Below are 22,172 nucleotides of genomic sequence, written 5' to 3' on the forward strand. Positions count from 1 at the left end.
AAGCAAAAACTTTGCGATTTCAAGCACTTCGTGACGAAGTGCCCGTTACTGCCTACTGCGCTGCCCGCTTAGATGACACGAGCGGCTTCGACGAGGCGCGACACCGTCCAGGCCTTCGTCTTCGAAACAGGACGCGTTTCCTGGATTTCGACGAGATCGCCTTCGTTGTAGGTGTTCGCTTCATCGTGCGCGTGGTACTTCTTCGAACGCACGACATACTTGCCGTAGATCGGGTGCTTGACGCGGTGCTCGATCAGCACGGTGACGGTCTTGTCCATCTTGTTGCTGACGACCCGACCGACCAGCGTCCGCTTCAGCGAGGTTTTCACGCTATCGTTCATTTCTGGTTCGCCTTCTGAGTCATGACGGTCCGCACACGTGCGATGTCGCGACGAACCTTCTTCAGCTGGCTCGTGTTCGTGAGCTGCTGGGTCGCGAGTTGCATGCGCAGGCCGAATTGCGCCTTCAGCAGGTCCGCCAGCTCCTTGTTGAGCGCGGCCTGGTCTTTCTGGAGAAGTTCGGAAGCCTTCATGTTTTCTCCTTAGGCGCCGAGCTGGCGCACGATGAATGCCGTCTTCAGCGGCAGCTTGGCTGCAGCCAGACGGAACGCTTCGCGTGCCAGTTCTTCGGTTACGCCGTCCATTTCATAGAGCATCTTGCCCGGCTGAATCTCGGCGACGTAGTACTCCGGGTTACCCTTACCGTTACCCATACGCACTTCGGCCGGCTTCTGCGAAATCGGCTTGTCCGGGAAGATCCGGATCCAGATGCGGCCGCCACGCTTGATGTGACGCGTCATTGCACGACGCGCCGCTTCAATCTGACGTGCGGTCAAACGACCGCGACCGATCGCCTTCAGGCCGAATTCACCGAACGACACTGCGTTGCCGCGCGTCGCCTTGCCGGTGTTACGACCCTTCTGCTCTTTACGATACTTTCTGCGTTTCGGTTGCAGCATCGTTATTCTCCAGTCTTGCCGTCTTCGGGCTTGCCGGCGCCACGGCGCGGTGCGCCACGACGAGCACCCGGAGCGCCGCCTTCGCCGTCACGGCGCGGACGACGGTCGCCCGGACGCGCATTGCGACGCGGACGCTTGTCTTCGGCTACTTCTTCCACCACCGGTGCGTCGTTGCGGCCGAGCGTATCGCCCTTGTAGACCCACACCTTGACGCCGATGATCCCGTAAGTCGTCTTCGCTTCCGAAGTCGCGTAGTCGATATCAGCACGCAGCGTGTGAAGCGGCACGCGACCTTCGCGATACCACTCCGTACGAGCGATTTCGATACCGTTCAGACGGCCTGCGCTCATGATCTTGATGCCTTGGGCACCCAGACGCATCGCGTTCTGCATCGCACGCTTCATCGCGCGACGGAACATGATCCGGCGCTCGAGCTGTTGCGTGATCGAGTCGGCGATCAGCTGAGCATCGGTTTCCGGCTTGCGGATTTCCTCGATGTTGACGTGAACCGGCACGCCCATGCGGCGCTGCAGTTCCGTCTTCAGCTGTTCGATATCCTCGCCCTTCTTGCCGATGACCACGCCCGGACGCGAGCTGTAAATCGTGATGCGCGCGTTCTTCGCCGGACGCTCGATGACGACCCGACCGACCGAAGCGTTCTTCAGCTTCTTCTTCAGGTATTCACGAACACCGATGTCTTCCTGCAGCATCGCCGCGAAATTGTTGTTGTTCGCGTACCAACGCGAAGCCCAATTGCGGCTGACAGCCAGGCGGAAGCCAGTCGGATGAATTTTCTGTCCCATCGTATGGCTCCTTAATTCCCGACCGTCACAGTGATGTGACAGGATTGCTTCTCGATGCGGTTACCGCGGCCCTTGGCGCGCGCGGTGAAACGCTTGAGCGATGCAGCCTTGTCGACGTAGATGCTCTTGATCTTGAGCTCGTCGATATCAGCGCCTTCGTTGTGCTCCGCATTCGCGATTGCCGACAGCACAACCTTCTTCACGATGCCAGCCGCCTTCTTCGGCGAGAACGTCAGGACGTTCAGCGCCTTGTCGACCGGCAAACCGCGGATCTGGTCAGCCACAAGGCGCGTTTTCTGCGCCGAGATGCGGGCACCGCGATGAATTGCTTTCACTTCCATCTTGATTGCCCCTTATTTCTTGGCCTTCTTGTCGGCCGCGTGACCCTTGAACGTACGGGTCAGTGCGAACTCGCCAAGCTTGTGGCCGACCATGTTTTCCGAGATGTACACCGGAACGTGTTGACGGCCGTTGTGAACAGCGATCGTCAGGCCGATGAAATCCGGCAGAATCGTCGAGCGACGCGACCAGGTCTTGATCGGCTTTTTGTCGCGCGAAGCTGCAGCCGCCTCAACTTTCTTCAGCAAATGGGCGTCGCAGAACGGACCTTTTTTTACAGAACGTGCCATTGCCTACTCCTTAACGCTTGTGACGGCGCTGGACGATCATCGTCGTCGTGCGCTTGTTGCTGCGGGTGCGGTAACCCTTAGCCGGCGTACCCCACGGGCTCACCGGGTCGCGACCTGCAGCCGTCTTGCCCTCACCACCACCGTGCGGGTGATCAACCGGGTTCATCGCAACGCCACGCACCGTCGGGCGGATACCGCGCCAGCGGTTCGCGCCAGCCTTGCCGATCTGGCGCAGGCTATGCTCTTCGTTGCCGACTTCACCGATCGTTGCACGGCACTCGATGTGCACGCGGCGGATTTCGCCCGAACGCAGACGAACCTGCGCGTAGACGCCTTCACGTGCCAGCAGCATGGCCGACGTGCCAGCCGAACGCGCCATTTGCGCGCCCTTGCCCGGCAGCATCTCGATGCAGTGGATCGTCGTACCGACCGGAATGTTGCGGATCGGCAGCGTGTTGCCTGCACGGATCGGCGCTTCCGAACCCGACATCAGCTGTTGGCCGACGGTCAGGCCCTTCGGGGCGATGATGTAGCGACGTTCGCCGTCTGCGTAGAGCACCAGCGCGATGTTCGCGCTACGGTTCGGGTCGTACTCGAGACGCTCGACCTTTGCCGGGATGCCATCCTTCGTGCGACGGAAATCGACGATACGGTAGTGCTGCTTGTGACCACCACCCTTGTGACGCGTGGTGATACGACCGTTGTTGTTACGGCCGGCGGTCGAGCTCTGCGAGTCGAGCAGTGCCGCGTACGGCTTGCCCTGGTGCAGGTTCTTGTTGACCACCTTGACCATCGCGCGGCGACCCGGCGATGTCGGCTTAACTTTCACGATTGCCATGATTACTTGGCCTCCGCTTCAAAGTTGATTTCCTGGCCGGGCTTCAGGCAAACGTACGCCTTCTTCACGTCCTTGCGGCGGCCCATCGAACGGCCGAAGCGCTTTTGCTTGCCCTTCTGAACCAGCACGTTGACCGAATCAACTTCAACCTTGAACAGCAGCTCGACAGCCGCCTTCACTTCCTGCTTCGTGGCATCCGGTGCGACTTCGAACACGACTTGCTCGTTCTTGTCGGCAACCAGCGTCGCCTTTTCCGAGATCACCGGTGCGAGCAGGACCTGCATCAAACGATGATCGTTCTTGCGAATCTCGCTCATGACAGCAACTCCTCGATCTGGGCGACCGCAGCCTTCGTGACCAGCACTTTCTTGAAGTAGATCAGCGACAGCGGGTCAGCGTAGCGCGGCTCGACAATCGCCACGTGCGGCAGGTTGCGCGAAGCCAGGTACAGGTTCTCGTCGACCGTGTCCGTGATGATCAGAACGGAGTCGAGACCCATGGTCTTGAATTTGTCGGCCAGCAGCTTGGTCTTCGGCGCTTCGAGGATGATGTCCTCGACGACCGACAGACGGCCTTCACGGGCCAGCTGCGAGAAGATCGAGCAGAGACCTGCGCGATGCATCTTCTTGTTGACCTTGTGCGAGAAGTTTTCTTCCGGCGAATTCGGGAAGATACGACCACCGCCACGCCACAGCGGGCTCGACGACATACCGGCACGAGCGCGGCCCGTACCCTTCTGGCGCCACGGCTTCTTGGTCGTGTGCTTGACTTGCTCACGGTCCTTCTGTGCGCGGTTACCCTGGCGAGCATTCGCCTGGTAAGCGACGACGACCTGGTGGATCAGCGCTTCGTTGTAGTCACGACCGAACACGACGTCCGATGCGTTGACCACTGCACCTTCCTGACCATTTTCGTTCAGGAGCTTGAGTTCCATTATTTCGCCCCCTTGGTCTTGACGGCCGGCGTCACGAAGACCTTGCCGCCCTTCGCGCCCGGAATCGCACCCTTCACGAGCAGCAGCTTGCGCTCTGCGTCGATACGAGCGATTTCGAGGTTCTGCACCGTCACCGTCACGTCACCCATGTGACCCGTCATGCGTTTACCCGGGAAAACACGACCCGGATCCTGCGCCATACCGATCGAGCCCGGCACGTTGTGCGAGCGCGAGTTACCGTGCGTGGCACGGCCGGAGGAGAAGTTGTAACGCTTGATCGTACCGGCGTAGCCCTTACCGATCGACACGCCTTGCACGTCGACCTTCTGGCCCACTTCGAAAAGATCTGCACCGACCACGGCGCCATTCGACAGCTCGGCTGCCTTGGCCGCGTCAATGCGGAATTCCTTGAGGATTTCACCGGCTTCGACACCGGCTTTGGCGAGATGACCTGCCAGCGGCTTCGTCACGCGCGATGCGCGGCGGGAGCCGAATGCAACCTGCACGGCCGTGTAGCCGTCGGTTTCAACAGTCTTGATCTGCGTCACGCGGTTGTCCGACACGTCCAGCACGGTGACGGGAATCGAATCCCCTTCCGCCGTGAAGATACGGGTCATGCCAACCTTGCGACCTACGAGTCCAAGGCTCATCATTTTCTCCATTCCCGACTGCGATTGGTCGGGGCTGATTTACAAAATGCCGGGCACGCAAGGCCCAGCTTTTTTACGCGAATACGCGAAAAGCCAAGCAGTATAGCCCGACTCTGCGATTTCCGCAAGCAATACAAAGACTTAGCGCCACCCGACACGCCGGGCGGCGCTGGAAGCCTTACTGCAGCTTGATTTCCACGTCGACGCCAGCCGGCAGATCGAGCTTCATCAGCGCGTCGACGGTCTTGTCCGTCGGATCGACGATGTCCATCAGGCGCTGGTGGGTACGGATTTCGAGCTGATCGCGCGACGTCTTGTTGACGTGCGGCGAACGCAGGATGTCAAAACGCTGAATGCGCGTCGGCAGCGGCACCGGGCCACGGACGATTGCGCCAGTCCGCTTCGCGGTATCGACGATTTCGGCGGCCGATTGATCGATCAGACGATAGTCGAAAGCCTTCAGGCGAATGCGGATTTTCTGTTGCTGCATGACAATTCCTTGAAAAGAGCGAGGCGATGTTGCATCGCCGGACACTAAAAGAACGTGAAACATGACGCCAGCGGGGAGCGAAGCATCAGGTTCCGGACGGTACTTCCACTGCTAAGCCCGCGATTCTACACGAAAATTCGCGGTGGTGGTGCGCGTTTGTCGATGCTGCGCTTCGTACGCCACAAAGAAAAACCGGGTGCCAGATCGAACTGGACACCCGGTTTCGGCGGTACGCAGTTGCTTACCGCGGAATCGCGGACCCCGGAGGGATCCGCGGATCGTCGATATTACTCGATGATCTTGGCGACGACGCCGGCGCCGACGGTACGGCCGCCTTCGCGAATCGCGAAGCGCAGACCTTCTTCCATCGCGATCGGAGCGATCAGCTTCACCGTGATCGACACGTTGTCGCCCGGCATCACCATTTCCTTGTCCTTCGGCAGCTCGATCGAGCCCGTCACGTCCGTCGTACGGAAGTAGAACTGCGGACGGTAGTTGTTGAAGAACGGCGTGTGACGGCCGCCTTCATCCTTGCTCAGCACGTACACTTCAGCCGTGAAGTGCGTGTGCGGCGTGATCGAACCCGGCTTCGCCAGAACCTGGCCACGCTCCACGTCTTCACGCTTCGTGCCGCGCAGCAGGATACCCACGTTGTCGCCTGCCTGACCTTGGTCCAGCAGCTTGCGGAACATTTCCACGCCCGTGCAGGTCGTCTTCACCGTCGGCTTGATACCGACGATTTCGATTTCCTCGCCGACCTTGATGATGCCGCGCTCGACACGACCCGTCACCACCGTACCGCGGCCCGAGATCGAGAACACGTCTTCCACCGGCATCAGGAACGCGCCGTCAACCGCACGCTCCGGCGTCGGGATGTACGTGTCCAGTGCGTCTGCCAGGTTCATGATCGCCACTTCGCCCAGCTCACCCGTGTCGCCTTCCAGCGCCAGCTTCGCCGAACCCTTCACGATCGGCGTGTCGTCGCCCGGGAAGTCGTACTTCGACAGCAGTTCGCGAACTTCCATCTCGACCAGCTCGAGCAGTTCCGCGTCGTCAACCATGTCGCACTTGTTCAGGAACACGATGATGTACGGAACGCCAACCTGACGCGCCAGCAGGATGTGCTCACGCGTTTGCGGCATCGGGCCGTCTGCTGCCGAGCAAACCAGGATCGCGCCGTCCATCTGCGCCGCGCCCGTGATCATGTTCTTCACGTAGTCAGCGTGGCCCGGGCAGTCGACGTGTGCGTAGTGGCGGTTAGCCGTTTCGTACTCGACGTGTGCCGTGTTGATCGTGATGCCGCGCGCCTTTTCTTCCGGTGCCGCGTCGATCTGGTCGTACGCCTTCGCTTCGCCGCCGAACTTCTTCGTCAGAACCGTCGTGATCGCTGCCGTCAGCGTCGTCTTGCCGTGGTCAACGTGACCAATCGTACCAACGTTCACGTGCGGCTTGGTCCGCTCAAACTTTTCTTTTGCCATGATTCTCTTCTTTCAAAAAATAATCGATTGAGAGCTACAGATTTACTTCGACTTCGCGCTGATGATCGCTTCGGCAACGTTGCGCGGAGCTTCAGCGTAGTGCTTGAACTCCATCGTGTACGTTGCACGACCTTGCGTCAGCGAGCGCAGCGAAGTCGAATAGCCGAACATTTCCGACAGCGGCACTTCGGCGCGCACGATCTTGCCGCCGCCAACCATGTCTTCCATGCCCTGGACGATACCGCGACGGCCCGACAGGTCGCCCATCACGTTGCCCATGTAGTCTTCCGGCGTCTCGACTTCGACAGCCATCATCGGCTCGAGGACGACCGGGTTCGCCTTGCGCATCGCTTCCTTGAACGCCATCGAACCGGCCATGCGGAACGCGTTTTCGTTCGAGTCAACGTCGTGGTACGAACCGAACGTCAGGTGAACCTTCACGTCGACGACCGGGAAGCCGGCCAGCACGCCCGACTTCAGCGTGTCCTGGATACCCTTGTCGACCGCCGGGATGTATTCACGCGGAATCACACCACCCTTGATCTCGTCGAAGAACTCGTAGCCCTTGCCTTGTTCGTTCGGCTCGAGCGTGATGACCGCGTGACCGTACTGGCCGCGACCACCCGACTGCTTGACGAACTTGCCGTCGACATCCTTCGCCGTCGAACGGATCGTTTCGCGGTACGCAACCTGCGGCTTGCCGACGGTCGCTTCCACGCCGAATTCACGCTTCATCCGGTCGACCAGAATTTCGAGGTGGAGCTCGCCCATGCCCGAAATGATGGTCTGGCCCGACTCTTCGTCGGTCTGCACGCGGAACGACGGGTCTTCCTGAGCCAGACGGTTCAGTGCGAGGCCCATCTTTTCCTGGTCGGCCTTGGTCTTCGGCTCGACCGCCTGCGAAATCACCGGCTCCGGGAACACCATGCGTTCGAGAACGATCGGGTTCGCCGGGTCGCACAGCGTGTCGCCCGTGGTGGCTTCCTTCAGGCCGACCGCCGCGGCGATGTCGCCTGCGCGGACTTCCTTGATTTCTTCACGCTGGTTCGCGTGCATCTGCAGAATACGGCCGAGGCGTTCCTTCTTGCCCTTGGTCGAGTTCAGCAGCGTGTCGCCCGAGTTGACGACGCCCGAGTACACACGGAAGAAGATCAGCTGGCCGACGAACGGGTCGGTCATGATCTTGAACGCGAGCGACGAGAACTTCTCGTCGTCCGACGCCTTGCGCTCTGCTTCTTCACCGTTCTCGAGCTCGCCCTTGACCGGCGGGATGTCGACCGGCGACGGCAGGAAGTCGATCACGGCGTCGAGCATACGCTGCACGCCCTTGTTCTTGAACGCGGTACCGCACAGCATCGGCTGGATTTCGCATGCGATCGTACGATCACGCAGCGCCTTGACGATGTCGGCTTCCGGCAGATCGCCTTCTTCCAGGTACTTGTTCATCAGGTCTTCGCTGGCTTCGGCAGCCACTTCGACCATCTTTTCGCGCCATTCCTTGCAGGTCTCGGCGAGTTCGGCCGGGATGTCGACGTAGTCGAACTTCGTGCCTTGCGACGCCTCGTCCCAAATGATCGCCTTCATCTTGATCAGGTCGACCACGCCCTTGAAGTTTTCTTCCGAGCCGATCGGCACCACGACCGGAACCGGGTTCGCCTTCAGGCGCAGACGGAGCTGGTCGTAGACCTTGAAGAAGTTCGCGCCGGTACGGTCCATCTTGTTGACGAACGCGAGACGCGGCACCTTGTACTTGTTCGCCTGACGCCACACCGTTTCCGACTGCGGCTGCACGCCGCCCACTGCGCAGTACACCATGCACGCGCCGTCGAGCACGCGCATCGAACGCTCCACTTCGATCGTGAAGTCGACGTGGCCCGGGGTGTCGATGATGTTGATGCGGTGTTCCGGATAGTTGCCGCCCATGCCCTTCCAGAAGGCCGTGGTAGCGGCGGACGTGATCGTGATGCCACGTTCCTGTTCCTGCTCCATCCAGTCCATCGTGGCTGCGCCGTCGTGGACTTCACCGATCTTGTGGTTCACACCGGTGTAAAACAGAATGCGCTCGGTCGTCGTCGTCTTGCCGGCGTCGATGTGAGCGCTAATACCGATATTGCGGTAGCGCTCGATAGGAGTCTTGCGAGCCACTTTGATCCTCTACTGGGATGACGTGATGCAGCCTTGCCGCATCACGCCTCAACACAAACGGGCGAGGCGCCTGAAAAGCGCACCCGCCCGGAATTTATTTCCGCAAACAGCCCAGCCAAGCGCTTAGAAACGGAAATGCGAGAACGCGCGGTTGGCTTCTGCCATGCGGTGAACTTCGTCGCGCTTCTTCATCGCGCCGCCACGGCCTTCGGCCGCTTCGGAGAGTTCACCTGCCAGGCGCAGGGCCATCGACTTCTCGCTGCGCTTCTTCGCAGCCTCACGCAGCCAGCGCATCGCCAATGCCATACGACGCGACGGGCGCACTTCGACCGGAACTTGATAGTTGGCACCACCAACGCGACGGCTCTTCACTTCGACCACCGGCTTCACGTTGTTGAGCGCAACCGTGAACACTTCCAGCGGGTCCTTGCCACCCTTGGTCTGGATTTGTTCGAATGCGCCATAAACGATGCGCTCTGCGACCGACTTCTTGCCGGACAGCATCAGCATGTTCATGAACTTGGCAACATCAACGTTGCCGAACTTCGGATCCGGCAACACTTCCCGCTTGGGGACTTCGCGACGACGCGGCATGATTCTTCCTTTACTTGTTCAGTTGGAGCTGGATTCAGCTCCGCGGCCACCAACAAACCCGATCACATCTTCACGACTAACCAGCTTGGCCGGGTGACCACTTACTCGACAGCACCGGCAATCCGGCACTCCCGCCTCGACCGCCCTGCGGCGATCCCTGATCAAAAACTGCTTACTTGGCAGCCTTTGCACGCTTCGCGCCGTACTTCGAGCGCGCTTGCTTACGGTCCTTGACGCCCTGGGTATCCAGCGAGCCGCGAACCATGTGGTAACGCACACCCGGCAAGTCCTTCACACGGCCGCCGCGGATCAGCACAACCGAGTGTTCCTGCAGGTTGTGGCCTTCACCGCCGATGTACGAAATCACTTCGAAGCCGTTCGTCAGACGAACCTTGGCGACCTTACGGAGTGCCGAGTTCGGCTTCTTCGGCGTCGTCGTGTACACACGGGTGCACACGCCGCGACGCTGGGGGCAGTCCTGCAGGGCCGGGCTCTTGCTCTTCGTCGTTTCCGACTGACGGCCTTTGCGAACCAGTTGGTTGATGGTTGGCATTGTTTATTCCTGAAATTGAACAAAATCTGCACATCGATTTCGGGCAAAGCGAGAATCGACGCACAGTTGACTTCCGAACCGGCGGATCGGGCGCGAACTTTCGAACGCGACGCGGCCTCCGAATACCGGAACCCAACATGATATTCCGGAAATACCAACGAAGTCAACGGCTTGCGTGATTTGCCGGCCGACCGCGCAGTCTATGGAAGGGGTCGGGACCCAGTGTCAAGCCGATTCGACGACGTCGATGATCTCGTCGCCGAAGCGCTCGAGCTTGCGCACGCCCATGCCGGGAATGTGACGCAGGTCGTCGATCGTCTCCGGCGCGTTGCGCGCGATTTCGGCGAGCGTCGCGTCGTGGAAGATCACGTAGGCCGGCACGCCGTCCGTCTTCGCGGTTTCCGCGCGCCACGCACGCAGCGCGTCCCAGCGTGCGCGCTCACGCGCGCCCATGCCGGCCGTCGGGTCGACCCGCGTGCCGCTGCGGCTCGACGACTGGCGCGTGCGCTGCGGCTTCACGTAGCGGCGCAGCGTGACCTTTTCCTCGTTCTTCAGCACCGGCTTCGCGGCCTCGGTGAGCACCAGCGCGCCGAAGCCGCCATGGTCGACCGCCAGGTAGCCGTACGCGACCAGTTGCCGGAAAATCGCGCGCCACTCGGGCTCGGACAGCGACGCGCCGATACCGAACGTGCTCAACTGGTCATGGCCGCGCTGCAGCACCTTCTCGGTGCGGCCGCCGCGCAGGATCTCGATCAGATGGCTCGCGCCGAAGTTGAAGCCGCTCGCGCGCTGCGCGCGGAACACGCACGACAGCGCCATCTGCGCCTCGCGCGTCGCGTCCCATGAATCGGGCGGCTCCAGGCACGTGTCGCAGTTGCCGCACGGCTGGCTCGCCTCGCCGAAGTAGTTCAGCAGCCGCACGCGGCGACACGAGATCGTCTCGCACAATCCGAGCAGCGCGTCGAGCTTCGACGTCTGCACGCGCTTGTGCGCGTCGTCCGCATCCGACTCGTCGATCATCTTGCGCTGCTGGACGACGTCGCCGAGGCCATACGCCATCCACGCGTTCGCGGGCATCCCGTCGCGGCCCGCGCGGCCGGTCTCCTGATAGTAGCCTTCGACGCTCTTCGGCAAATCGAGGTGGGCAACGAAGCGCACGTCGGGCTTGTCGATACCCATGCCGAACGCGATCGTCGCGCACATCACGATGCCCTCCTCGCGCTGGAACATTTCCTGGTGCTTCTGCCGCACCTCGAACTCCATCCCCGCGTGATACGGCAGCGCGCGCACGCCCTGCGCCTTCAGCCATTCGGCCGTTTCCTCGACCTTGCGGCGCGACAGGCAGTAGACGACGCCCGCATCCGTCGTGCCGTCGGCATTCGTGTGTTCGGCGCGGATGAAGTCGAGCAGTTGCGAGCGCGCGTTGTCCTTTTCGACGATCCGGTAGCGGATGTTCGGGCGGTCGAAGCTCGACACGAACACGCGTGCGTCATCGAGCGCGAGCCGATGGATGATCTCGTCGCGCGTGATCGCGTCGGCCGTGGCGGTCAGCGCGATGCGCGGCACCGACGGGAAGCGCTCGTGCAGCACCGACAGCTGGATGTATTCCGGACGGAAATCGTGCCCCCATTGCGACACGCAGTGCGCTTCGTCGATCGCGAACAGCCCGATCTTCGCGCGCTCGAGCAGGTCGAGGAAGCGCCCCGTCATCAACCGCTCCGGCGCGACGTACAGCAGGTCGATTTCACCTTCGCGCAGCGCGCGCTCGGTGGCTGCCGCCTCGGCGCCCGACAGTGTCGAATTCAGGTAGGCCGCGCGCACGCCGACTTCGCTCAACGCGGCGACCTGATCCTGCATCAGCGCGATCAGCGGCGACACGACGATGCCGGCGCCCTGCCCGGCCTCGCGGCGCAGCAGCGCGGGGATCTGGTAGCACAGCGACTTGCCGCCGCCCGTGGGCATCAGCACGAGGCAATCGCCGCCGCCGGCGACGTGCTCGACGATCTCGCCCTGCTGGCCGCGAAAGGCGGAATAACCAAAGACTTCGTCGAGTATTTCGAGGGCGCGGGACATGAATGAGACCAGGGACGGCTGAGCGATGACCGCAATTTTAACAACCCGCTCGCGCGACGCGTGGCGAATCGCAGGATGTTGGCCATTCGGTCAGGGTTCTTTCACGTGCATCACGAGCCTGTCGCCGCCATGCCGAAGGCGACCGCGAGGCATGCGCCGGCGCGGCACAGGCACGTCATGCGCGTGAACGAAGGACGAAAAAAAACCGCCCGGCAGAACCGGGCGGTTTCGGTGACAGCGATGATAGCAAGGCAACGCGGCTTTCGCCGCCCCGCGCTTACTCGGCTGCCGGGTGTTGCGGCTCTTCCGCCGGCGCGCTCGGCGTGCCGAAGTCGAATGCCTCTTCCGCTGCGATCTGGTCGAAACGCTCGCGATCCGACGATTCCTTCGCCTTGCGTGCCTTGTGGAACGCGAGACCCGTACCGGCCGGAATCAGACGGCCGACGATCACGTTTTCCTTCAGGCCGCGCAGATCGTCGCGCTTGCCCATGATCGCCGCTTCGGTCAGCACGCGGGTCGTTTCCTGGAACGATGCCGCGGAGATGAACGAGTCGGTCGACAGCGAAGCCTTCGTGATACCGAGCAGCACGTTGTCGTACGAAGCCGGGCGCTTGCCCTCGGCGATCATGCGATCGTTCTCGTCCAGCATGTCGGAACGCTCGACCTGTTCGCCCGGGATGAAGCGCGTATCGCCGTTGTCGGTGATCTGCACACGACGCAGCATCTGGCGAACGATCACCTCGATGTGCTTGTCGTTGATCTTCACGCCCTGCAGACGGTACACGTCCTGCACTTCGTCGACGATGTAGCGCGACAGCGCCTCGATACCCTGCAGACGCAGGATGTCGTGCGGATCGGCCGGACCGTCCACGATCATTTCGCCCTTGTTGACGACCTGGGCGTCGTGAACCAGAACCTGCTTTTCCTTCGCGATCAGGAACTCGTGCTGGTTGCCCTCGAGGTCCGTGATGACGAGACGCTGCTTGCCCTTCGTGTCCTTGCCGAACGATGTCGTACCGGTGACTTCCGCGAGAATGCCGGCATCCTTCGGCGAACGCGCTTCGAACAGTTCCGCCACCCGCGGCAGACCGCCGGTAATGTCACGCGTCTTCTGCGCTTCCGTCGGGATACGTGCGAGCACTTCACCGACCTGCACCTGCTGGCCATCCTTCACGGTGATCAGTGCGCCGACCTGGAAGCCGATCTGCACTGCGTGCTCCGTGCCCGGAATCTTCACTTCCTCGCCGTTCGCGTCGAGCAGCTTCACCTGCGGACGCACGCTCTTCGACGCCTGCGAACCGCGGCGCTTCACGTCGATCACGACCAGCGTCGACAGGCCCGTCACGTCGTCGATCTGCTTCGCGACGGTCACGCCTTCCTCGACGTTCTCGAACTTCACCGTACCACCGTACTCGGTGATGATCGGGCGCGTCAGCGGATCCCACGTGGCGAGCTGCGTGCCGGCCTTGATGATCGCGCCGTCGAGCTGCAGCAGCGTCGCGCCGTACGGCACTTTGTGACGCTCGCGCTCGCGACCGAAGTCGTCGGTGATCATCGCCTCGCCCGAACGGGAAATGACGATCTGCTCGCCCTTCGCGTTCGTGACGTAGCGCATCGTCGCCGTGAAGCGGACGATACCGTTGCTCTTCGCTTCGACCGACGAGGCCACTGCCGCACGCGACGCCGCGCCACCGATGTGAAACGTACGCATCGTCAGCTGCGTGCCCGGCTCGCCGATCGACTGCGCGGCGATCACGCCGACCGCTTCGCCGACGTTCACGAGCGAGCCGCGGCCAAGGTCGCGGCCGTAGCAGGCTGCGCACAGACCGTAACGCGTTTCGCAGGTCAGCGGCGTGCGCACGCGCACTTCGTCGATGCCGAGGCGTTCGATTTCCTCGACCGCCGTTTCGTCGAGCAGCGTGCCCGATTCGTACAGCGTTTCCTGCGTTTCCGGGTTCACGACGTCCGCCACCGCGACGCGGCCGAGGATACGGTCACGCAGCGCTTCGACGACTTCACCGCCTTCGACGAGCGCCTTCATCGCCACGCCGTTCGACGTGCCGCAATCGTCTTCCACCACGACCAGATCCTGCGTGACGTCGACGAGACGACGCGTCAGGTAACCCGAGTTCGCGGTCTTCAGTGCCGTATCAGCCAGACCCTTACGTGCACCGTGGGTCGAGATGAAGTACTGCAACACGTTCAGACCTTCGCGGAAGTTCGCGGTAATCGGCGTCTCGATAATCGAGCCGTCCGGCTTCGCCATCAGGCCACGCATGCCGGCCAGCTGACGAATCTGAACCGCCGAACCCCGGGCGCCCGAGTCGGCCATCATGTAGATCGAGTTGAACGACTCCTGGCGCGTCTCGTTGCCGTCGCGATCGATCACCGGCTCCGTCGACAGCTGCTCCATCATCGCCTTGCCGACCGCTTCCGACGTTGCCGACCAGATGTCGACCACGTTGTTGTAGCGTTCCTGCGCGGTGACGAGACCCGACATGTACTGGCGGTCGTACTCCTTCACCTTCTTCGCGGCGTCGCCGACGATCGTTTCCTTCTGCGGCGGCACGAGCATGTCGTCCACGCAGATCGAGATGCCGGCACGCGTCGCGAGACGGAAACCCGACTGCATCAGCTGGTCGGCGAACACGACCGTCGCACGCAGACCGCACTTGCGGAACGCCGTGTTGATCAGGCGCGAGATTTCCTTCTTCTTCAGCGGCTTGTTCAGCACCGAGAACGGCAGGCCGTGCGGCAGGATCTCCGACAGGATCGCGCGACCGACGGTCGTCGCGTACAGCGTGATCTTCGGCACGAATTCCGGCGCGCCTTCCGACGTGTCTTCGTTGCGGACCATTTCGGTGATCCGGACGTTGACGCGCGAGGCCAGCTCGACTTCCTTGTTCTCGTACGCGCGGATCACTTCCGACACGCCGGTAAACGACAGGCCTTCGCCCTTGCCGTTGATCGCTTCGCGGGTCGCGTAGTACAGACCCAGCACGATATCCTGCGACGGCACGATCGACGGATCGCCGTTGGCCGGGAACAGCACGTTGTTCGACGCGAGCATCAGCGTGCGCGCTTCCATCTGCGCTTCGAGCGACAGCGGCACGTGAACGGCCATCTGGTCGCCGTCGAAGTCGGCGTTGAACGCCGCGCAGACGAGCGGGTGCAGCTGGATCGCCTTGCCTTCGATCAGCACCGGCTCGAACGCCTGGATACCGAGACGGTGCAGCGTCGGCGCACGGTTCAGCATCACCGGGTGCTCGCGGATCACCTCTTCGAGGATGTCCCACACCACCGGCGTCTGGTTCTCGACTTCCTTCTTCGCAGCCTTGATGGTCGTGGCGACGCCCATCACTTCCAGCTTGTTGAAGATGAACGGCTTGAACAGCTCGAGCGCCATCAGCTTCGGCAGACCGCACTGGTGCAGCTTCAGCGTCGGGCCGACCACGATGACCGAACGGCCCGAGTAGTCGACGCGCTTGCCCAGCAAGTTCTGACGGAAACGACCGCCCTTGCCCTTGATCATGTCGGCGAGCGACTTCAGCGGACGCTTGTTCGCGCCCGTCATCGCCTTGCCGCGACGACCGTTGTCGAGCAGCGAGTCGACGGCTTCCTGCAGCATCCGCTTTTCGTTGCGGACGATGATTTCAGGCGCCTTCAGCTCGAGCAGACGCTTCAACCGGTTGTTTCGGTTGATCACGCGGCGATACAGGTCGTTCAGGTCCGACGTCGCGAAACGGCCGCCGTCCAGCGGCACGAGCGGACGCAGTTCCGGCGGCAGCACCGGCAGCACTTCGAGAATCATCCACTCGGGCTTGATGCCCGAGCGCTGGAATGCCTCGAGGACCTTCAGGCGCTTCGCGTACTTCTTGATCTTCGCTTCCGAGCCGGTGTTCTTCAGCTCGGTGCGCAGCGTCTCGACCTGCTCGTCGATGTTGATCGCGCGCAGCAGTTCACGCACGCCTTCCGCGCCCATTTCGGCACGGAATTCGTCGCCGTATTCCTCGACCTTGTTGTAGTAATCCTCTTCGGTCATGATCTGCCGCGCCTTCAGCGGCGTCATGCCCGGTTCGATGACCACATAGGCTTCGAAGTACAGCACGCGTTCGATGTCGCGCAGCGTCATGTCGAGCACCATGCCCAGACGCGACGGCAGCGACTTCAGGAACCAGATGTGCGCGACCGGCGAGGCCAGCTCGATGTGGCCCATCCGTTCGCGACGCACCTTCGCCAGCGTCACTTCGACGCCGCACTTCTCGCAGATCACGCCGCGGTGCTTCAGACGCTTGTACTTGCCGCACAGGCACTCGTAGTCCTTGATCGGCCCGAAGATCTTCGCGCAGAACAGACCATCGCGTTCCGGCTTGAACGTACGGTAGTTGATGGTCTCCGGCTTCTTCACTTCGCCGAACGACCACGAACGGATCTTGTCGGGCGAGGCCAGACCGATCTTGATCGCGTCGAAAACTTCTTCCTGTTGGACTTGCTTGAATAGATCGAGCAGAGCTTTCATTGCTTTCTCTCCGTAGTCCGATTAATTGCGGTCGAGATCGATATCGATACCGAGCGAGCGGATTTCCTTCACGAGCACGTTGAAGGATTCCGGCATGCCTGCATCGATCACGTGATCGCCCTTGACGAGGTTTTCGTACACCTTCGTCCGGCCGGTCACGTCGTCCGACTTCACCGTCAGCATTTCCTGCAGCACGTAGGACGCGCCGTACGCTTCGAGTGCCCACACTTCCATTTCACCGAAACGCTGGCCACCGAACTGCGCCTTACCGCCCAGCGGCTGCTGCGTGACGAGCGAGTACGGGCCGGTCGAACGCGCGTGCATCTTGTCGTCGACCAGGTGGTGCAGCTTCAGGTAGTGCATGTAGCCGAGCGTCACGCGACGTTCGAACATTTCACCCGTGCGGCCGTCGTACAGGCGGACCTGGTTCTTCGACGGGTTCATGCCGAGCTGTTCGGCGATGTCGTCCGGGAACGCGAGGTCGAGCATCTTGCCCATTTCTTCCTCGGTTGCACCGTCGAACACCGGCGTCGCGAACGGCACGCCTTCGCGCAGGTTCTTCGCGAGTTCGAGGATCTCGTCGTCGGTGAAGCTTTCCAGATCTTCCTGGCGGCCCGACTCGTTGTAGATCTTCGTCAGGAACGCGCGCAGTTCCTCGATCTTCGCCTGACGCTGCAGCATTTCGCCGATACGCCAGCCGAGGCCCTTCGCGGCCCAGCCGAGGTGCACTTCCAGAACCTGACCCACGTTCATCCGCGACGGCACGCCGAGCGGGTTCAGCACGACGTCTGCCGGACGGCCGTCGGCCATGTACGGCATGTCTTCGATCGGGACGATCTTCGACACGACACCCTTGTTACCGTGACGGCCCGCCATCTTGTCGCCAGGCTGCAGACGGCGCTTCACCGCGAGGTACACCTTGACCATCTTCAGCACGCCCGGCGGCAGTTCGTCGCCTTGCGTGAGCTTCTTGCGCTTCTCTTCGAACGCGAGGTCGAACTGGTGACGCTTCTCTTCGATCGAGTTCTTGATCGCTTCGAGCTGCGCCGCCGCTTCGTCGTCCGCGAGGCGGATGTCGAACCAGTGGTAATGGTCGAGGTCTTCCAGGTAAGCCTGGTCGATCTTCGTGCCCTTCGCGAGCTTCTTCGGACCGCCGTTCGCGACCTTGCCCACGAGCATGCGCGCGAGACGCTGGAACGCGTCGCCTTCCACGATGCGCAGCTGGTCGTTCAGGTCGAGACGGTAGCGCTTCAGTTCGTCGTCGATGATCTGTTGCGCACGCTTATCGCGCTGGATGCCTTCACGCGTGAACACCTGGACGTCGATCACCGTCCCGCTCATGCCCGACGGCACGCGCAGCGACGTGTCCTTCACGTCCGAAGCCTTCTCGCCGAAGATCGCGCGCAGCAGCTTCTCTTCCGGCGTCAGCTGGGTCTCGCCCTTCGGCGTGACCTTGCCGACCAGCACGTCGCCTGCTTCGACTTCCGCACCGATGTACACGATGCCCGATTCGTCGAGACGGCCGAGCTGGACTTCCGCCAGGTTCGAGATGTCGCGCGTGATTTCTTCCGGCCCGAGCTTCGTGTCGCGTGCAACGACGTTCAGCTCTTCGATGTGGATCGACGTGTAGCGATCGTCCGCGACGACCTTCTCCGAGATCAGGATCGAATCCTCGAAGTTGTAGCCGTTCCACGGCATGAACGCGATCAGCATGTTCTGGCCGAGCGCGAGCTCGCCCAGGTCCGTCGAGGCGCCGTCGGCCAGCACGTCGCCGCGCGAGACCTTGTCGCCCATCTTCACGATCGGACGCTGGTTGATGTTCGTGTTCTGGTTCGAACGCGTGTACTTGATCAGGTTGTAGATGTCGACACCGACTTCACCCGCGACCGCTTCGTCGTCGTTCACGCGAATCACGATACGGCCTGCGTCGACGTAGTCGACCACACCGCCGCGGAACGCCTGAACCGTCGTACCCGAGTCGACCGCGCAGGTGCGCTCGATGCCCGTACCGACGACCGGCTTTTCCGGACGCAGACACGGCACGGCCTGACGCTGCATGTTCGAACCCATCAGTGCGCGGTTCGCGTCGTCGTGCTCGAGGAACGGGATCAGCGACGCTGCCACCGACACGATCTGCGACGGCGCGACGTCCATGTACTGGATCCGGTCCGGCGTGACCATCATCGTTTCGCCGGCTTCGCGCGACGACACGAGTTCGTCGATCAGTCGGCCGTCTTCGTCGATCGCGGCGTTCGCCTGGGCGATCATGTAGCGACCTTCCTCGATCGCCGACAGGTAGTCGATCTGATCGGTCACCTTGCCGTCCACGACCTTGCGGTACGGCGTCTCGAGGAAGCCGTACTCGTTCAGGTGCGCATACAGTGCGAGCGAGTTGATCAGGCCGATGTTCGGACCTTCCGGCGTCTCGATCGGGCACACGCGGCCGTAGTGGGTCGGGTGCACGTCACGGACTTCGAAGCCTGCACGCTCGCGCGTCAGACCGCCCGGGCCCAGTGCGGAAACACGGCGCTTGTGCGTGATTTCCGACAGCGGGTTGGTCTGGTCCATGAACTGCGACAGCTGCGACGAACCGAAGAACTCGCGGATCGCCGACGAAATCGGCTTCGAGTTGATCAGGTCGTGCGGCATCAGGTTTTCGCTTTCGGCCTGGCCGAGGCGTTCCTTGACCGCGCGCTCGACACGCACGAGACCGGCGCGGAACTGGTTTTCCGCCAGTTCGCCGACGCAACGCACGCGACGGTTGCCGAGGTGGTCGATGTCGTCCACTTCGCCCTTGCCGTTACGCAGCTCGACGAGGATCTTGATCGTCGCGAGGATGTCGTCGTCCTGCAGCGTCATCGGGCCGACGATCTCGTCGCGGCCCACGCGGCGGTTGAACTTCATGCGGCCGACCTTCGACAGGTCGTACGCTTCTTCGCTGTAGAACAGCCGGTTGAACAGCGCCTCGACCGCTTCTTCGGTCGGCGGCTCGCCCGGACGCATCATGCGGTAGATCGCGATGCGCGCGGCCGTCTTGTCGGTCGTTTCGTCGACACGCAGCGTCGACGAGATGTACGGACCCTGGTCCAGATCGTTCGTGTAAAGCGTCTGGATGTCCTTGATGCCCGCTTCGCGCAGCTTCTCGAGCACGCTTTCCGTGACTTCGTCGTTCGCGCTCGCGATCACTTCGCCGGTGTCGCCGTCGACGACGTTCTTCGCCAGCACGCGGCCGAGCAGATAGTCTTCCGGCACCGAGATGAACTTGGTCTTCGCGGCTTCGAGGTCGCGAATGTGCTTCGCGTTGATCCGCTTGTCCTTCTGGACGATGACCTTGCCGTCGCGATCCGTGATGTCGAAGCGCGCGACTTCGCCACGCAGGCGCTCGGGCACGAACTCGAGTTGCGCGCCTTCGTCCATCAGCGTGAAGTTGTCGAACACGAAGAAGTTCGCGAGGATCTGTTCCGGCGTCAGGCCGATGGCCTTCAGCAGGATCGTGACCGGCATCTTGCGGCGACGGTCGACGCGGAAATACAGGATGTCCTTCGGATCGAATTCGAAGTCGAGCCACGAGCCGCGGTACGGAATGATCCGTGCCGAGAACAGCAGCTTGCCCGAGCTGTGCGTCTTGCCCTTGTCGTGTTCGAAGAACACGCCCGGCGAACGGTGCAGCTGCGAGACGATGACACGCTCGGTGCCGTTGATGACGAACGAGCCCGTCGGCGTCATGAGCGGAATTTCGCCCATGTACACTTCCTGCTCCTTCACTTCCTTGACGACCGGCTTGTTCGGCGATTCCTTGTCGAGGATGACGAGGCGGACCTTCGCGCGCAGCGCGGAGCAGTACGTCAGGCCGCGCTGCTGGCATTCCTTGATGTTGAATGCCGGCGACGACAGCGCATAGCTCACGAACTCGAGGCGCGCGAAACCGTTGTGCGAAACAATGGGAAATACCGACGTGAACGCGGCCTGCAAACCCTCGGGCTTACGTTGCGTCGCGGGCACATCGGCTTGCAGAAACGTGCTGAATGATTCAAGCTGAGTAGCCAGCAAGAACGGAACTTGGTGAACGATGGGGCGCTTCGCGAAACTCTTGCGAATGCGCTTCTTCTCGGTGAAGGAATATTGCATACGATCTCCGAATCACGGCGGGTGCTATCGAGGCGGAATACCTGGACGTTTCAAACCCGAGTGTTCACCGACTGAGACCCGATGGCCGTTCGACGGCTTGAACGAGCCGAGAAGCTTGGTGGTTGGCCGCTACCAACCGCTGGCTGACGGCAGCGGATGCCTGTGTTGCCCGCTACCCGACCAAACTTGCCTTCTGCAGTCGCTTCAGAAGACAAAGAGAACCGCCAATCGTGAGTGATGCATCACAACGATCAGGCGGTTTTCTTTGGCTTCTGGGGCCGATTATTCGGGCTCCCGAATGAGTGCCAGAATAACGTCCCCACAAAGCACAAAAAGGCCGGCGGTGAAAATACCGCCAGCCTTCGCACAGCGCGCCGAAACTTACTTGACTTCGACCTTCGCGCCAGCTTCTTCCAGCTTCTTCTTGGCTTCTTCAGCAGCAGCCTTGTCGACGCCTTCCTTGATGGGCTTCGGTGCACCGTCAACCAGGTCCTTCGCTTCCTTCAGGCCCAGGCCCGTCAGTTCGCGAACGGCCTTGATGACCGAAACCTTGTTGGCGCCGGCTTCAGCCAGGACGACCGTGAATTCGGTCTTCTCTTCTGCAGCAGCAGCAGCGCCGCCGCCTGCCGGGCCAGCGACTGCCACTGCAGCTGCCGACACGCCAAACTTCTCTTCGAATGCCTTGACCAGTTCGTTCAGTTCCAGAACGGTCATCCCTTCGACTGCTGCCAGGATGTCTTCTTTTGCGATTGCCATTTGAAATACTCCTAAATTGAATTCGGATACAGCCAGCGATCAATGACGCTGATGCACGTTCGCTTACGCAGCTTCCGCTTGCTTCTTCTCGGCCAGCGCGGCCAGAGCACGCGCGAAGCCCGAAACAGGCGCTTGCATAACGAACAGCAGCTTCGAGAGCAGTTCTTCGCGGCTCGGGATGCTTGCCAGCGCTTGCACGCCAGCCTTGTCCATCACCTTGCCATCGAACGAACCAGCCTTGATGACCAACTTGTCATTGCTCTTGCTGAAGTCGTTGACGACCTTAGCAGCGGCAATTGCATCTTCCGAGATGCCGTAGATCAGCGGACCAGTCATCTGCTCTGCCAGCGGAGCAAACGGCGTACCTTCGACAGCGCGACGCGCCAGCGTGTTCTTCAACACGCGCAGGTAAACCTTTTGCTCACGCGCTTGCGCGCGCAGCTTGGTCAGATCGCCAACCGCAATTCCACGATACTCAGCCAGCACAACGGTCTGGGCCTTCGCGACTTGCGCGGAAACCTCAGCGACGACGGCTTGCTTGTCTTCTCTATTAAGCGGCACGGTTAGCCTCCAGAAACGATACGTTCGGCCTTGCCGGTATGGCGAAACCTCACGTACCTCGTT

The 22,172-nt window shown here is 61.6% G+C and carries 20 protein-coding genes; all 20 read right to left on the reverse strand.

Annotated elements, in window-relative coordinates:
• Positions 1 to 68: 68 nt before the first annotated feature.
• The gene (rpsQ, locus tag KPB06_RS23080; RefSeq protein ID WP_006477189.1) at positions 69 to 341 is read right to left on the reverse strand and encodes a 30S ribosomal protein S17; all 273 of its coding nucleotides are present in this window, start codon (positions 339 to 341) and stop codon (positions 69 to 71) included.
• On the reverse strand, positions 338 to 532 hold the full coding sequence (rpmC, locus tag KPB06_RS23085) for a 50S ribosomal protein L29 (protein WP_006400652.1): 195 nt from the start codon (positions 530 to 532) through the stop codon (positions 338 to 340). Before rpmC ends, rpsQ begins: the two co-directional genes overlap by 4 nt.
• A gap of 9 nt (positions 533 to 541) precedes the next feature.
• Positions 542 to 958 (reverse strand): 50S ribosomal protein L16, encoded by a 417-nt coding sequence (rplP, locus tag KPB06_RS23090; RefSeq protein ID WP_006482873.1) that lies wholly within the window; start codon positions 956 to 958, stop codon positions 542 to 544.
• 2 nt (positions 959 to 960) lie between these two features.
• Positions 961 to 1,761, reverse strand: a complete 801-nt coding sequence (gene rpsC / locus KPB06_RS23095; protein ID WP_006482899.1) for a 30S ribosomal protein S3 — start codon at positions 1,759 to 1,761, stop codon at positions 961 to 963.
• 11 nt (positions 1,762 to 1,772) lie between these two features.
• Positions 1,773 to 2,102: a 50S ribosomal protein L22 gene (rplV, locus tag KPB06_RS23100; RefSeq protein ID WP_004199272.1), complete on the reverse strand. Its 330-nt coding sequence runs from the start codon at positions 2,100 to 2,102 to the stop codon at positions 1,773 to 1,775.
• 12 nt (positions 2,103 to 2,114) lie between these two features.
• Positions 2,115 to 2,390 carry a 30S ribosomal protein S19 gene (rpsS, locus tag KPB06_RS23105; RefSeq protein ID WP_004199273.1) on the reverse strand — a complete coding sequence of 92 codons (276 nt, stop codon included), beginning with the start codon at positions 2,388 to 2,390 and terminating at the stop codon, positions 2,115 to 2,117.
• Positions 2,391 to 2,400: 10 nt separating this feature from the next.
• Positions 2,401 to 3,228: a 50S ribosomal protein L2 gene (gene rplB / locus KPB06_RS23110; protein WP_034209733.1), complete on the reverse strand. Its 828-nt coding sequence runs from the start codon at positions 3,226 to 3,228 to the stop codon at positions 2,401 to 2,403.
• Between the two features lie 2 nt (positions 3,229 to 3,230).
• Positions 3,231 to 3,545 (reverse strand): 50S ribosomal protein L23, encoded by a 315-nt coding sequence (gene rplW / locus KPB06_RS23115; RefSeq protein WP_004199275.1) that lies wholly within the window; start codon positions 3,543 to 3,545, stop codon positions 3,231 to 3,233.
• Positions 3,542 to 4,162 carry a 50S ribosomal protein L4 gene (gene rplD / locus KPB06_RS23120; protein WP_006477192.1) on the reverse strand — a complete coding sequence of 207 codons (621 nt, stop codon included), beginning with the start codon at positions 4,160 to 4,162 and terminating at the stop codon, positions 3,542 to 3,544. The genes rplW and rplD overlap by 4 nt, the downstream gene beginning before the upstream one ends.
• A complete protein-coding gene (gene rplC, locus KPB06_RS23125) occupies positions 4,162 to 4,812 on the reverse strand; it encodes a 50S ribosomal protein L3 (protein WP_006482922.1) in 651 nt (216 codons plus the stop codon). Before rplC ends, rplD begins: the two co-directional genes overlap by 1 nt.
• Before the next feature lie 178 nt (positions 4,813 to 4,990).
• Positions 4,991 to 5,302, reverse strand: coding sequence for a 30S ribosomal protein S10 (rpsJ, locus tag KPB06_RS23130; protein ID WP_004199280.1), 312 nt, complete (start codon positions 5,300 to 5,302; stop codon positions 4,991 to 4,993).
• 287 nt (positions 5,303 to 5,589) lie between these two features.
• A complete protein-coding gene (gene tuf, locus KPB06_RS23135; protein WP_034209732.1) occupies positions 5,590 to 6,780 on the reverse strand; it encodes an elongation factor Tu in 1,191 nt (396 codons plus the stop codon).
• A gap of 42 nt (positions 6,781 to 6,822) precedes the next feature.
• Positions 6,823 to 8,925, reverse strand: a complete 2,103-nt coding sequence (gene fusA, locus KPB06_RS23140; RefSeq protein ID WP_059535572.1) for an elongation factor G — start codon at positions 8,923 to 8,925, stop codon at positions 6,823 to 6,825.
• 123 nt (positions 8,926 to 9,048) lie between these two features.
• Positions 9,049 to 9,519, reverse strand: coding sequence for a 30S ribosomal protein S7 (gene rpsG, locus KPB06_RS23145; RefSeq protein WP_006477195.1), 471 nt, complete (start codon positions 9,517 to 9,519; stop codon positions 9,049 to 9,051).
• Positions 9,520 to 9,691: 172 nt separating this feature from the next.
• Positions 9,692 to 10,072 (reverse strand): 30S ribosomal protein S12, encoded by a 381-nt coding sequence (rpsL, locus tag KPB06_RS23150; protein ID WP_006400662.1) that lies wholly within the window; start codon positions 10,070 to 10,072, stop codon positions 9,692 to 9,694.
• 225 nt (positions 10,073 to 10,297) lie between these two features.
• Positions 10,298 to 12,145: a DNA helicase RecQ gene (recQ, locus tag KPB06_RS23155; protein ID WP_060315563.1), complete on the reverse strand. Its 1,848-nt coding sequence runs from the start codon at positions 12,143 to 12,145 to the stop codon at positions 10,298 to 10,300.
• Between the two features lie 277 nt (positions 12,146 to 12,422).
• Positions 12,423 to 16,664, reverse strand: a complete 4,242-nt coding sequence (rpoC, locus tag KPB06_RS23160) for a DNA-directed RNA polymerase subunit beta' (protein ID WP_060009381.1) — start codon at positions 16,662 to 16,664, stop codon at positions 12,423 to 12,425.
• A 21-nt stretch (positions 16,665 to 16,685) separates the two neighbouring features.
• The gene (gene rpoB / locus KPB06_RS23165; RefSeq protein WP_034209726.1) at positions 16,686 to 20,792 is read right to left on the reverse strand and encodes a DNA-directed RNA polymerase subunit beta; all 4,107 of its coding nucleotides are present in this window, start codon (positions 20,790 to 20,792) and stop codon (positions 16,686 to 16,688) included.
• Positions 20,793 to 21,173: 381 nt separating this feature from the next.
• Positions 21,174 to 21,548: a 50S ribosomal protein L7/L12 gene (rplL, locus tag KPB06_RS23170; RefSeq protein ID WP_006482911.1), complete on the reverse strand. Its 375-nt coding sequence runs from the start codon at positions 21,546 to 21,548 to the stop codon at positions 21,174 to 21,176.
• Between the two features lie 63 nt (positions 21,549 to 21,611).
• Positions 21,612 to 22,109 (reverse strand): 50S ribosomal protein L10, encoded by a 498-nt coding sequence (gene rplJ, locus KPB06_RS23175; RefSeq protein ID WP_006482916.1) that lies wholly within the window; start codon positions 22,107 to 22,109, stop codon positions 21,612 to 21,614.
• Positions 22,110 to 22,172 lie beyond the last annotated feature (63 nt).

Source organism: Burkholderia semiarida (assembly GCF_029268935.1).
In the GTDB taxonomy this organism is placed as follows: Bacteria; Pseudomonadota; Gammaproteobacteria; order Burkholderiales; family Burkholderiaceae; genus Burkholderia; species Burkholderia semiarida.

Excerpts from the sequence above, each read along its gene's own strand:
- rpsQ (WP_006477189.1), bottom strand. The coding sequence starts at position 341 with ATGAACGATAGCGTGAAAACCTCGCTGAAGCGGACGCTGGTCGGTCGG.
- rpmC (WP_006400652.1), bottom strand. The coding sequence starts at position 532 with ATGAAGGCTTCCGAACTTCTCCAGAAAGACCAGGCCGCGCTCAACAAG.
- rplP (WP_006482873.1), bottom strand. The coding sequence starts at position 958 with ATGCTGCAACCGAAACGCAGAAAGTATCGTAAAGAGCAGAAGGGTCGT.
- rpsC (WP_006482899.1), bottom strand. The coding sequence starts at position 1,761 with ATGGGACAGAAAATTCATCCGACTGGCTTCCGCCTGGCTGTCAGCCGC.
- rplV (WP_004199272.1), bottom strand. The coding sequence starts at position 2,102 with ATGGAAGTGAAAGCAATTCATCGCGGTGCCCGCATCTCGGCGCAGAAA.
- rpsS (WP_004199273.1), bottom strand. The coding sequence starts at position 2,390 with ATGGCACGTTCTGTAAAAAAAGGTCCGTTCTGCGACGCCCATTTGCTG.
- rplB (WP_034209733.1), bottom strand. The coding sequence starts at position 3,228 with ATGGCAATCGTGAAAGTTAAGCCGACATCGCCGGGTCGCCGCGCGATG.
- rplW (WP_004199275.1), bottom strand. The coding sequence starts at position 3,545 with ATGAGCGAGATTCGCAAGAACGATCATCGTTTGATGCAGGTCCTGCTC.
- rplD (WP_006477192.1), bottom strand. The coding sequence starts at position 4,162 with ATGGAACTCAAGCTCCTGAACGAAAATGGTCAGGAAGGTGCAGTGGTC.
- rplC (WP_006482922.1), bottom strand. The coding sequence starts at position 4,812 with ATGAGCCTTGGACTCGTAGGTCGCAAGGTTGGCATGACCCGTATCTTC.
- rpsJ (WP_004199280.1), bottom strand. The coding sequence starts at position 5,302 with ATGCAGCAACAGAAAATCCGCATTCGCCTGAAGGCTTTCGACTATCGT.
- tuf (WP_034209732.1), bottom strand. The coding sequence starts at position 6,780 with ATGGCAAAAGAAAAGTTTGAGCGGACCAAGCCGCACGTGAACGTTGGT.
- rpsG (WP_006477195.1), bottom strand. The coding sequence starts at position 9,519 with ATGCCGCGTCGTCGCGAAGTCCCCAAGCGGGAAGTGTTGCCGGATCCG.
- rpsL (WP_006400662.1), bottom strand. The coding sequence starts at position 10,072 with ATGCCAACCATCAACCAACTGGTTCGCAAAGGCCGTCAGTCGGAAACG.
- recQ (WP_060315563.1), bottom strand. The coding sequence starts at position 12,145 with ATGTCCCGCGCCCTCGAAATACTCGACGAAGTCTTTGGTTATTCCGCC.
- rpoC (WP_060009381.1), bottom strand. The coding sequence starts at position 16,664 with ATGAAAGCTCTGCTCGATCTATTCAAGCAAGTCCAACAGGAAGAAGTT.
- rpoB (WP_034209726.1), bottom strand. The coding sequence starts at position 20,792 with ATGCAATATTCCTTCACCGAGAAGAAGCGCATTCGCAAGAGTTTCGCG.
- rplL (WP_006482911.1), bottom strand. The coding sequence starts at position 21,548 with ATGGCAATCGCAAAAGAAGACATCCTGGCAGCAGTCGAAGGGATGACC.